At 68.9% G+C, this 11,891-nt stretch carries 9 protein-coding genes and 1 pseudogene; 5 read left to right on the forward strand and 5 right to left on the reverse strand.

Annotated features, from left to right (window positions below):
* Positions 1-198 precede the first annotated feature (198 nt).
* Positions 199-1,218 (reverse strand): asparagine synthase-related protein, encoded by a 1,020-nt coding sequence (locus tag ACFXHE_RS43640; RefSeq protein WP_379391605.1) that lies wholly within the window; start codon positions 1,216-1,218, stop codon positions 199-201.
* A gap of 146 nt (positions 1,219-1,364) precedes the next feature.
* On the opposite strand from ACFXHE_RS43640, the gene ACFXHE_RS43645 reads away from it, so the two are divergent.
* The gene (locus ACFXHE_RS43645) at positions 1,365-1,691 is read left to right on the forward strand and encodes a hypothetical protein (protein ID WP_379391607.1); all 327 of its coding nucleotides are present in this window, start codon (positions 1,365-1,367) and stop codon (positions 1,689-1,691) included.
* A 34-nt stretch (positions 1,692-1,725) separates the two neighbouring features.
* Here ACFXHE_RS43645 and ACFXHE_RS43650 read toward each other — a convergent pair whose 3' ends face one another.
* From ACFXHE_RS43650 to ACFXHE_RS43660, 3 genes and pseudogenes are all read right to left on the reverse strand, one after another.
* A complete protein-coding gene (locus tag ACFXHE_RS43650; RefSeq protein WP_379391609.1) occupies positions 1,726-3,282 on the reverse strand; it encodes a sensor histidine kinase in 1,557 nt (518 codons plus the stop codon).
* Between the two features lie 61 nt (positions 3,283-3,343).
* Positions 3,344-4,048: a response regulator transcription factor gene (locus ACFXHE_RS43655; protein WP_379391621.1), complete on the reverse strand. Its 705-nt coding sequence runs from the start codon at positions 4,046-4,048 to the stop codon at positions 3,344-3,346.
* Positions 4,049-4,537: 489 nt separating this feature from the next.
* A pseudogene (locus ACFXHE_RS43660) lies at positions 4,538-6,126 on the reverse strand (GMC oxidoreductase).
* Positions 6,127-6,199: 73 nt separating this feature from the next.
* Between ACFXHE_RS43660 and ACFXHE_RS43665 the strand changes: the two are divergent.
* Together ACFXHE_RS43665 and ACFXHE_RS43670 are read left to right on the forward strand one after the other, a co-directional pair.
* On the forward strand, positions 6,200-6,877 hold the full coding sequence (locus ACFXHE_RS43665) for a TetR family transcriptional regulator (RefSeq protein ID WP_379391611.1): 678 nt from the start codon (positions 6,200-6,202) through the stop codon (positions 6,875-6,877).
* A gap of 76 nt (positions 6,878-6,953) precedes the next feature.
* Positions 6,954-7,709, forward strand: coding sequence for a thioesterase II family protein (locus tag ACFXHE_RS43670; RefSeq protein ID WP_379391613.1), 756 nt, complete (start codon positions 6,954-6,956; stop codon positions 7,707-7,709).
* Here ACFXHE_RS43670 and ACFXHE_RS43675 read toward each other — a convergent pair.
* Positions 7,706-8,947, reverse strand: coding sequence for an ROK family protein (locus tag ACFXHE_RS43675; protein WP_379391615.1), 1,242 nt, complete (start codon positions 8,945-8,947; stop codon positions 7,706-7,708). The two genes, ACFXHE_RS43670 and ACFXHE_RS43675, sit on opposite strands and share 4 nt — an antisense overlap.
* 62 nt (positions 8,948-9,009) lie before the next feature.
* Between ACFXHE_RS43675 and xylA the strand changes: the two genes are divergently transcribed.
* Both xylA and ACFXHE_RS43685 read left to right on the forward strand, forming a co-directional pair.
* Complete coding sequence (gene xylA / locus ACFXHE_RS43680) at positions 9,010-10,191, forward strand: xylose isomerase (RefSeq protein WP_379391617.1); 1,182 nt, start codon at positions 9,010-9,012, stop codon at positions 10,189-10,191.
* 4 nt (positions 10,192-10,195) lie between these two features.
* Positions 10,196-11,638, forward strand: a complete 1,443-nt coding sequence (locus ACFXHE_RS43685; protein WP_379391619.1) for a xylulokinase — start codon at positions 10,196-10,198, stop codon at positions 11,636-11,638.
* Positions 11,639-11,891: the final 253 nt, after the last annotated feature.

Raw genomic sequence — 11,891 nt, forward strand, 5'->3', positions numbered from 1 at the left:
ACCCGGTGGTCTACCGGGACCGCAACGCCGTCGAGCGGGGCATCAACCAGCTCAAACAGCATCGGGCAGTGGCTACCCGGTTCGACAAACTCGCTGTCCGCTACCAGGCCACGATCCATATCGCTGTCATCAATCAGTGGCTCCGACACAGTTGAGTTCACGGGCCACAGGCCCGCCCTCAACACTTCGAGACAGAACCTAGTCGCGCAGGAGAAGCGCGAGGTAGAGGCGGGTGGCCACGGCGTCGAAGGGTTCGGTGCCGGGATCGGAGTAGGTGCGTGCGCCCGGGAAGTCGGCGGCGTACGCGCGGGCGGCCTCGGCCAGCGCACCCATGATGCCTGCCGAGCGCTGGATGGCGGACTTCTTGGCCCACGCCAGGGAGCGGGCCGATTCGGGCAGCAGCCGTTCGCAGGCGATGCGGACGCACAGCTTGTCGGCGGGGGCTCCATCGTGCAGACCGAACAGTGCTGGGGGCGCGAGAGTTTGGGCGAGTTCCCAGAAGCGGACGGTTTGGAAGACGTGCACGATATGGTCGGCGCGGTCGCCCAGGATGCGGGGATAGAAGTCCGGGACGAGCCGGTCGACGGTGAAGTTGTGGGCGGATTCCGTGCGGGTGATGCGGTCGAGTTCCGCGGTGGCCTCGGGTGAATCGATCGGGTGCACAAGGGTTTTGCCGCCCGCGAAGACGGCGTCCGCGCCGCTGCCGGTCAGAATCGGGCCGGTGACGCCGAGGCGGTCCAGGACCGGCTGGATGGCGAGCATCGGGACGGCGTACGAAACCTCCCACAGCTCGGGCACTTTCAGGCGCTCCAGCGATTCCCGTGCCAACACCGCCACGGCGGGCCCGTCCAGTTCGACGATGTCGTGCGGCAGGCCGAGGGCGGTGGCGGCGGCCGTGGCGTTGGCGCGGTCGGTGCCGTCGGCGGTCAGCACGGTGAGAGCGTGCGGGCGACGGCCCAGGGCAACAGCGGTGGCGGCCAGGAAGATCGAGTCGACTCCGCCGGACAGCAGGATGACCGGGTCGGCGGGCATGGCCTCGAACACCGCGCGCAGCCGGTCCCGGGTCTCGGCCGCCACCAGTTCGGCGGCGTGTCCGGGATCGGTGAGACGGCGTGAATCCGGGTCGGGGGTGGCGATATCGCGCAGGTCCGCGACGAATTGCATGGGTGCGCCGCTCTGGCTGGCGGGGGCGGTGTGTGCTGCGTCCGGTCGTCCCACGCGGCTCAGCCTACTGTGGCGCGGCACCGGCTCGGATTCCCAGCTGGCACATAGGTCGGACCCATGGCCCGCCCACATAGGGGCTTTTGGATAGGAGTCACGGCAGGCCGGTCGGCCCGCCGTCCCTCCGAGAAAGGTTCTGCGCGTTGAAATCCTCGTCTGTGACCCTGTCCCGCCTGCGCCGCGTGACCGCCCGCATCGCCGTGGCCGGTGCGCTCGCCGCGGTGCCGGTGGCCGCGCTGGCCATCCCCGCCTCGGCCGCCACCACCGACTCCGGGATTCCGGTGGTCAGCCAGATCGCCGACCCCGATTGGAATCACGATCGCGGCGGCGACAACCAGGACCGCCACGACCGCCCCGGCGACCAGGATCGGCACGACCGGCAGGGCGACCAGGATCGCGGCCCGGATCAGCCGCAGCCCCAGCCCGAGCCGCAGGCCCAGCCGCAGCCGCCGACCGGCTCCTTCGGCTGACCGTCACCGCCGCGGGCTGACCGCCGCCGTGCGCTCAGCCCGCGGCGGGCAGGCGCACGGTGAATTCGGTGCGGCCGGGACGACTTTCGACGGCGATGGCGCCGCCGTGCGCCTTCACCACCGCCGCCACGATGGACAGGCCGAGCCCGGTGCTGCCGGCGCGTCGCGAGCGCGACGAATCACCGCGAGCGAAGCGTTCGAAGACCTCCGGCTGCAGTTCCGTGGGGATGCCCGGTCCATCGTCGGTGACCCGCCAGATCGCCCCGCCCCGGCCGTCCTCGGCCAGGGCGGTGGTAACCCGGGTACCGGGTCCAGTGTGCACCCGCGCATTGGCGAGCAGGTTGGCCAGCACCTGGTGCAGGCGGGCCGTGTCGCCGGTGACCACGATCGGCTCGGGCGGTAATTCCAGCGCCCACTGCAGATCCGGGCCGGCGATGTGGGCGTCACTGACCGCGTCCACGGTGAGGCGGGTCAGATCCACCGGCGCGTGCTCGATCCCGCGCCCGGCGTCCAGGCGGGCCAGCAGCAGCATGTCCTCCACCAGGGTCGTCATGCGCCGGGACTCGGAGTCGACGCGGCTCATGGCGTGTGCGACCACCGGCGGCAGCGTATCCCGTTCCCGCAGCGCCAGTTCCGCGTAGCCGCGGATGGAGGACAGCGGGGTGCGCAGTTCGTGGCTGGCGTCGGCCAGGAACCGCCGGATCCGGGTCTCGCTGGCGTGCCGGGCCTCCAGCGCGCCCGCGATGTGGTCGAGCATGCGGTTGATGGCCATGCCGAGTTGTCCGACCTCGGTGCGGGCGTCGGCGTCGGCGACCGGAACCCGCACGGGCAGCGTCACTTCCCCGCGATCCAGCCGCAGGTCCGCGACCCGCGCGGCGGTGGCGGCGACCCGATCCAGCGGGGTCAGGGCGCGCCGGATGAGCCAGATGCCCGCGGAGGTCGCCACCACCAGGACCACGGCGGTGGCGATCAGCAGGATCAGGAGCACCCGCATGAGGGTGGCGTCGACCGAGTCCAGTGGCAGACCGGTGATCACCGTCTTGCCCGACCAGGTGGTCTCGGCGAGCACGCGATAGTGGCCCTGACCCTCGATATCCATCGAAACGGGCTTACCGGGAGTCACGGCGGCCAGCTGCTTGCGGGCCGACTCCGACAGGGCGGACTGCACGCCGTCGTTGCCGACGCGGCCCGCGCTCACCGAGTGGTCGCGGTCCACGAGCGCACCGACCGTATCCGGTTGGATGCTGCGGCGATTCAGGAATTCCGGTCCCGGACCGGACGACTCGCCTGTCGGGGGCGGCGGGCCGGGGGCCTTGTGCTGGTCCGGCGGCGGGCCGAGGCTGGGACCGCCACCCACGTCGCCGAGGGCATGCTCTGTCGTCTCCGTCAGGCCGACGTCCACCTGGTGCACCAGGAACTGTTGCAGCGCAAGCTCGGTCGCGATGCCGATGCCCGCGACCACGACCACCAGCAGCACCACCTGTCCGACCAGCAGCCGCCTGCGCAGCGACCAGCGGCGGCGCGGCCTCGGCTCGGCGGGCCGGCCCGAGGGCACGGGGAGCTCGTTCACGGGCTCATCGCGTCGATTCATGGACTCACCCCGCTCGTTCGTGGAGGGACCGAGCTCGGATTCGCCGAGCTCCTGCGTGGACTCAGTGAGCCGGCTTGAGGACATAGCCCGCACCTCGCAGTGTGTGGATCATCGGCGCGCGGCCGCTGTCGATCTTCTTACGCAGATAGGAGACATACAGTTCGACGATGTTGGACCGGCCGCCGAAGTCGTAGCTCCAGACCCGGTCCAGGATCTGCGCCTTGCTCAGTACCCGGCGGGGATTGCGCATGAACAGCCGCAGCAGCTCGAATTCCGTTGAGGTCAGTGCGATGTCGACGCCGTCGCGGGTGACCTCGTGACTGTCCTCGTCGAGCATCAGATCGCCGACCACCAGCCGCGAGCCGCTGTCCTCGCTCGCGATGCCCGCGCGCCGCAGCAGCGCCCGCAGCCGCAGCACCACCTCGTCGATGCTGAAGGGCTTGGTGACGTAGTCGTCGCCGCCCGCGGTGAAGCCGGCGATCCGGTCCTCGACCGAATCCTTGGCGGTCAGCAGCAGGACCGGCAGATCCGGGAGCAGGTGGCGCAGCCGGTCGAGCACCTCGAGACCGGTCATATCGGGCAGCATCACATCGAGCACGACCACATCGGGCCGCAATTCGCGCGCCCTGGCGACGGCCGTGCGCCCATCCCCGGCGGTGCCGACGGTCCAGCCTTCGTAACGGAGGGCCAGGGCGAGCAATTCGGCCAGCGCCGGTTCGTCGTCCACCACCAGCACGCTGACGGGGCTGCCGTCGGCACGACGCATGACGGAGCGCTCGATCGGGGTGTTTCCCGAGGTCAGAACTGACATTGTTACAGCGTCGGGGAGATCACTGGGCCGAAGCTGTACCGAAGCTATGGGTCAGCTGTGAGACCTGTGCGCCGGCTGTGCGCGCCGGGTCAGCGTTCGGGCAGGACCGCACGGTGCGTAGGCGGATGCTCGACGCCGCGAGTCGGACCGCCCAATTCGGTCTGCCCTTGCCGAGTACCCCAGCAGCCGATACCGCCCGACCACACCCGGCTCGCCCGCCCCCAGCGGCTCGATCACTGGCATCTCCCCGGCCCCACCCCCGTCGCCCGCCGAAAACGCCACGTCGCCAGCACTTTCGAACGCCACCCGGAGTCCGATCGAGATTTAACACCTTCGCGAAAACGCCACCGCCCGGATTGTCGGCAGACCTGCGGTGTCGCCGCAATCTGCATGCGGACCGCAGGAAGTCGGGCCGAGGTCGGTGCGGCGCGTCCCTGGGCAAGGTTAAATCGCCTGCCCCACATCGGTGGCCACCAAGTGGTCCAGGGCGCGTTCGGCCAGGGCCGCGATGGTCATCGACGGGTTGCAGGCGGCGGTGTTGCCGGGCATGAGCGCGCCGTCGAGGACGTACAGGCCGGGCTGGCCGTGGACGCGGCCGTCCAGGTCGCACACCGTGCCCATGCTCGCGCCGCCCAGCGGATGCCAGGTGGAGGGGAATGCGAGATTGGTGTCGAGCAGCGCGCTCGACGGTCCGGCAATGCGTTGCACCGCGGGGCCGATGTGGTTGTCCTGGATGGCGGCATCGCCGTCGGCGGGCCAGTACAGGGTCGCGGCGTCGGTGGCCGAGTCGTAGCGGAACTCGCCGCGGCCGGTGCTGAGACCGTAGCCGACCATCATGGTGCTGTGCGCGTCCATCGACAGCGGCGGAATGGACGCCTGGATGACGGTGTGCGCGTTGTCCGGGTCATCCCAATTCAGGCTGCCGTAGACAACGGGACCGCCCTGGGCGGGGCCGAATTCCTCGGTGGGAGCGGACCAGACGTAGATGCGGTCGGCATTGGTGCCCCACCCGCGGCCGAGATCGTCCGGGATATCGGGGATCTGGCCCCTGGCCCCCGCGCGCACCAGCAGACGGGTGGTATTGGGGCTGCCCGCGGCCATGACCAGGGCATTGGTGGTGAGGATCTTGTTCTCCAGCACCGTGCCCGCGGTATCGGTGCGGTTCACGTGCACGACCCAGCGGCCGTCCGGCGCGCGCTCGATGTCGGTGACCTCGTGCAGAGTCTCGACGGTGACGCGGCCGGTGGCCTCGGCGGCGGCGATATAGGTGACGTCGACCGAGTGCTTGCCGCCATTGTTGACGCCCATGGCCCCGTCACCGTTGGTGTAGGAGGGGGCCATCTCGCCGCGGAGTTCGGCGAGTGCGAAGTTCCAGTCGATGGGCATGGGAATCTTCGACAGCGGCAGACCGGCGCGGCGGACGTGATCGGCGAAAACCCTTGCGGCGGTGTAGTTCGGCGTGTTGATCAGTTCGTCGGGGCCACGGCCAGACCGAGCATGCGGGCGACGCGGGGGTAGTAGACGGAATTCAGGGATGCCCAGTCGAGTCCGTCCGGGAAATGAGCGCTGAAGACCGCCTCCGTGGGCTGCAGCGACATGCCCTGGTAGACAAGCGATCCACCGCCCAGACCCGCCGCGCACAGGGCGGTCATGTTCTGCCCCGGCACCGCCTCCACGAGACCGGTGTATTTGTCGAAAGCCACCGGCTTGCCGAACAATTCGGGACTCGAGCGATGCCACAGCATGCGCTTGTCCGGTGCGGTGGCATGCGGGAAGGTCTGCGCGTTCGGTCCGGTGGGCCAGCGCAGTCCGCGCTCGAGCAGCAGCACCTGGACGCCGGCTTCGGCCAGGCGCAGGGCGGTGACGCCGCCACCGAAACCCGAGCCGATGACGATGACCCGATGATCTTCTCGGGTGAGCTCCACCCGCTGGACCCGGGCGGCGATTCCTGCGCGGGCGACCGGCGCGGTCGCGAGCAGAGCAGCGGTGGCGGCTGCTCCGGACAGCAGGGAGCGACGCGAGATATCTGGCATTGGACACCTTGGAAGGTTCGTGCAGACTCGACGAGTAACCCGGTTACTCAAGTAACGGCGTTACTGTAACTCCATGGCCAAGGAGACGGAAGAGGCATTACGGGCACGGATCCTGCTCGAGGTCCGCACCCTGCTCGAATCCGACGGCTACGACGCCGTCCAGCTGCGCGAAGTCGCGCGCCGCGCCCGCGTCTCGCTCACCACCATCTACAAGCTCTTCCCCACGCGCGACGAGTTGCTCGTCTCCGCCATCGAAGCCTGGATGGAGGACAACACCTACATCCCGATGGAATCCCCGCCCCCCGGCGAATCCATCCGCGACGGCCTGCTCCGCGTCATCCGCCACGTCTTCGACCCCTGGGAACGCCACCCGATCATGCTCGAGGCCTACCACCGGGCCCGCATCGGTCCGGCCAACCAACGCCTCGACAATCACGGCCTGGACGCCGTCCTCCCCATCGCCGCGGCTGTGCTCGCCGGCGCCGAGCCCCGCTACCTCGAGGACATCGCCGCCGTCCTCTCCAACATGACCTTCTCCCTGCTCGGCCAATGCGCCGACGGCACCCTCCGGGTCTCCGAAGTCCTTCCGATCCTCGAACGCGCCGTCTACCGCCTGACGGCCAACAACGAGCCCGAGGCCACCGAGGCCCTCCGCCGCCGCGAATCGGCCACCGCGCTCCCCCTGCGCCCCGACGTGGCCGCCCCGTTCCGCCGCGCCCCTACGGATTCCCCTGCGCCACAACAGCCCTGACGCTCCCCCGCACCCGGCTCGAGCCCTTTGCACGGTACCGTTCGGATGTTGAATCCGAGGAAAGGCTCTCCACCCTATGGGCAATAGCTGGCTGCGTCACCTGTCCCCTGCACCGAGGAAAGGCTCCCACAAGTTGGTCTGCTTTCCCCACGCCGGCGGATCCGCCCTCTCTTTCGGACCATTGGCCGAGTCCGTCGGTTCGGAGTTCGACGTTCTCGCCGTTCAATATCCGGGACGGCAGGACAGAAGGCACGAACGGCTCGTGGGCGATATTTCAGGGTTGGTCGACGGCTTGCTTCCCGAGGTGATCGAGGCGGTCGGGGATGCCGAGAATTTTTCGGTGTTCGGCCACAGCATGGGATCCGTTGTGGCCTTCGAGGCGTGCAGGCGGCTGGAGGATGAGGTAGGGGCAACGGCGACAGTGCTGTTCGCTTCCGGCCGCTGCGCTCCGTCGGCGACACAAACCGGGCGCGTGCATCTGCTCGGCGATCGAGAACTGTGCGAACAATTGCTTCAAATCGGCGGTACGCCCGCGGTATTGCTCGAGGATCCCGACTTTCGGGAATTGATCCTGTCGATCGTCAGGAACGACTACCGAGCCATCGAGACCTACGCGTGCACGACGGACGCAATGGTCACGTCCCCCATCGTCGCACTGGTCGGCGACCGCGACCCCGATGCGAGTTTCGCGGACATCCAGGCGTGGAGCGCACACACCTCCGGAAGCTTTGCCGCGCAATCATTTCCGGGCGGTCACTTCTTCATCGATGCGAATTGCCGAGCGGTGGCCGAGTTGATCCGCCAGCACAGCTCGGCGGCGCTGCCGAGCTAGCCGGTGCCGTCGGTTGCTCGCTCTGGGATCCAGCCTGCCGGGTCGTGGATCAGTTCCTCCAAGGCCAGATAGGCGGCACCGGTTGCGCCGGGCGCCGAATCCGGTCGGGCAACCTCGACTCGCGGGGCAATCCACCGTGCCGCTACCACGCGGCTGTGGAGGTGTGAGATGAGCGGGGGCAGTAGGAAATCGGCCAGCGCTGCCAAATGCCCGCCGAGCACGATGACCGGTATGCCGAGAATATTGATCGCCGCCGCCAGCGCGATACCGAGAGCCCATGCGGCACGCTCGAGGGAGTGCAGAACTGCGGCGTTCCCCGCGACCGCGTGAGCGGCGAGCTCGGCTATGCCGGTGCCGGCGGGCAATCCGGCGGCGGCAACGAGTGCCTGCCTGCCGGCGTACAACTCGAGACAGCCCGTGGAACCACACGCGCAGGCACCGCCGCCGGGATCGACGGTGACATGCCCGATTTCGCCGCTGCCCCCGTATGGCCCGGCCATCACCTTGCCGTCGATCACCGCCGCCCCGCCGATACCGGTATCGCCGGACACGTAGAAGAAGTCCCGGACCGCCCCGGGGCGGCCGGGAGCGTATTCGGCCGCTGCCCGGGCGGCCAGATCCGCCTCGTTGCCGACTCGCACCGACAACCCGGCGCGTGCCCCGGCAGCGATGAACTCCTCGGGACGCACTTCGGGCCACCCCAGATTCGGTGCGGTCATGAGGGTGGCGGTGTCGGCGCGCACGACCCCGGGCAGCGCCAAGCCGACCCCGACGACTCGCACGTCGTCGGCCAGCGCTGTAATCAGTTCTGTGCTGAGCTCGCCGAGTCGGGCCAAGCAGGCGGCGGGCCGGCTGTTTCGCCAGTCGCCGATCTCGCTGCGTTCGCCGGCGATCTCCCCGGACAACGTGACCGCTCGAGCGGTCAAACGATTCGTATCCACCTGCAGCCCTAGGGCGATGAGCCGACTTGCGGCGATGATCGGCGTCGCCGGCCGTCCGCGGCCCGGTGCGGCCGCGCGCGGCAGCTCGGCGAGGATGCCACCGGCGACCAGCTCGTCGACCAGGCGAGACGCGGTGGCTCGGGTCATACCGGTTGCCGACGCGATACTCGCGCGCGACACACCCGCCGGGTTCCGCAGCACCGTGGTCAGCACCAACGCCAAGTTCGCCGCCCGGAGCGATGTCTGGCGGGCACTTGTCGGCGCGGTGCGTCCGGCCAGCGAAGAACCTCGATTCACGGATTGACCGTAACCCACCGGACAATTAAGTTCATCGGCTAAACAAATGAGAGGATCGCGCGATGTCCCGCCAACCCACCCCGCAGGACAGGTTCTCGTTCGGACTGTGGACAGTCGGCTGGAGCGGCACCGATCCGTTCGGTGCCGCGACCCGTCCGACACTGGCTCCGTGGGACTACGTCGACGGGCTGGCCCAGCTCGGGGCGTGGGCAATCAGCTTCCACGACAACGACATCTACCCATTCGACGCCGACGAGGCCATTCAGCAGCAGCGGGTCGCCCGGGTGAAGGACGCGGCCGATCGCGCTGGTCTGGCAATCGAGATGGTCACCACCAACACCTTCACCCATCCGGTCTTCAAGGAGGGTGGACTGTGCGCCAACGACCGGGCGGTCCGCCGTTTCGCGTTGCGGAAGATCCTGCACGCGGTCGATCTGGCCGGACAGGTCGATGCCACCACCTTCGTCATGTGGGGCGGCCGTGAGGGCAGCGAATACGACGGATCCAAGGACCTCTACGCCGCGCTCGAACGGTACAAGGAGGGCATCGACACCGTCGCGGCCTACATCGAGGCGCAGGGATACGACGTGCGCATCGCGTTGGAGCCGAAACCCAACGAACCGCGCGGCGACATCCTGCTGCCGACCGTGGGACACGCCCTCGCGCTGATCGCGGAGCTCGACCATGCCGATCTCGTCGGGGTCAACCCCGAGACCGGCCACGAGCAGATGGCCGGACTCAACTACACCCACGCGATCGGGCAGGCGCTGTGGAGCGGCAAGCTGTTCCACATCGACCTCAACGGGCAGCGCGGCGCGAAATACGACCAGGACCTGGTCTTCGGCCACGGCGATTTGATGTCGGCGTTCTTCACCGTGGACCTGCTCGAGAACGGGTTCCCCGGCTACCCCGACGGCCCGCGCTACACCGGGGCCCGGCACTTCGACTACAAACCCTCACGCACCGAATACATGCCCGGGGTGTGGGAATCGGCACGAGCGAACATGTCGACGTACCTGATGCTGGCCGACAAGGCCCGCGCATTCCGGGCCGACTCTCGCGTGCAGGAGGCGATGACACACGCCGGGGTGTTCGACCTCGCCCAGCCGACACTGGACGAGGGTGAATCGGTGCAGGCGTTCGCGGCGGCCCGAGACCAGCTGTTCGACCCCGACACCGCCGCGACGCGCGACTACGGTTTCGTGCGCTTGCACCAGCTCGCCGTCGAGCATGTGATCGGATGAGGCCATGACACTGGTGGCTGGGGTCGATTCCTCGACCCAATCCTGCAAGGTTGTCATCCGCGACGCCGACAGCGGCCGGCCGGTGCGCTCGGGTGCCGCCCCGCACCCGCCCGGCACCGAGGTCGATCCCGAATATTGGTGGCAGGCACTGCAATCGGCGATACAGCAGGCCGGCGGCCTCGACGACGTGGCCGCGGTCTCGGTCGGCGGGCAGCAGCACGGACTCGTCTGCCTGGACGCCCGCGGTGCGGTGATCCGTCCGGCGTTGCTGTGGAACGACACCCGATCCGCTGCTGCCGCACGCGACCTTGTTCACGAAATGGGCGACGGCGATCACGACACGGGTGTGCGGCGCTGGGTCGACGCCGTCGGCACCGCACCGGTCGCGTCGCTGACCATCACGAAACTGCGCTGGCTCGCCGACCACGAGTCCGCCAACGCCGCCCGTATCGCAGCGATCGCATTGCCCCATGATTGGCTCACCTGGCGGTTGCGCGGTGCGAGGTCGCTCGACGACCTGGTCACCGACCGCAGCGAAGCGTCGGGCACCGGCTATTTCGATCCGGTGTCCGGTGTCTACCGGCGTGAGCTGCTGGCAATGGCCTTGCGGTACAGCCAGACCCACGCGCAGGGCATCGTGTTGCCGGCGGTCGCGGCGCCGACGGCGCCCGCGGGCACCTCCGACCCTGCGCTGGGCCGGTCGGAGATGATCGTCGGGCCCGGGTGCGGCGACAACGCCGGCGCAGCGCTGGGCTTGGGACTGCACGCCGGTGAGGTGATGCTCTCGCTGGGTACCTCGGGCGTGATCGCCGCCGTCACGACCACGCCGGTCCGGGACCCGTCCGGCACGGTGGCGGGCTTCGCCGACGCTACCGGTCGTTTCCTTCCACTGGTGTGCACGCTCAACGCCGCCAGGATCCTCGAGGCTACTGCCACCGTCCTCGGCGTGGATCTCGACGAGCTGTCGGCGTTGGCGCTGACGGCCGCACCCGGCGCGGGCGGGCTGGTGCAGGTGCCCTACCTGGAAGGCGAACGGACGCCGAATCTTCCTCACGCCACCGGCTCCTTGTACGGCATGACGATGGAGTCGATGACCCGGGAGAACATCGCCCGGGCGGCGGTGGAGTCGCTGTTGTGCGTGACCGCCGCTGCTGCCGACGTGTTCCGTCGTGGTTCGGTGCCCGTCGACCGGGTCACGCTGACCGGTGGCGCTGCACGCTCGGCAGCCGTGTGCGCCATCGCGCCGGCGGTGTTCGGGGTGCCCGTCGATGTGCCCGTTCCAGGTGAATACGTCGCCGCAGGAGCCGCTCGCCAAGCCGCGTGGGTGATGTCGTCGGCCCCGCAGCCCCCTGCCTGGCCACTGGCCACAACCCGCACCTTTTCCGCAGACCCGTCGCCGGAGTTGCTGGCCCGATACCAGAAAGCAGCAGCACGCTCACACCAGTGATCCGCCGGTTCGGCACCGTTTGTCAGATTACTTGGCGCACATAGCTTTCCGAGAACCGCAGCAATCGCCGCCGCCTGAATACCGCATCGACTTTCACGGACAAGGCGCTAGGCGAGAACGACCGGGTGAGCCTCAGCTCACCCGGTCGTCGCCCCTAATACTGCAACTGCACTCAGGTGAGTGGGTGGCCGCGCCGTCGGTAGTGCGATGACCGGGCTTGATGCTGGCGGCGTCGTCGCCAGCGTGACCATGC

The sequence above is a fragment of the Nocardia sp. NPDC059229 genome (genome assembly GCF_042754165.1).
Lineage (GTDB): Bacteria > Actinomycetota > Actinomycetes > Mycobacteriales > Mycobacteriaceae > Nocardia.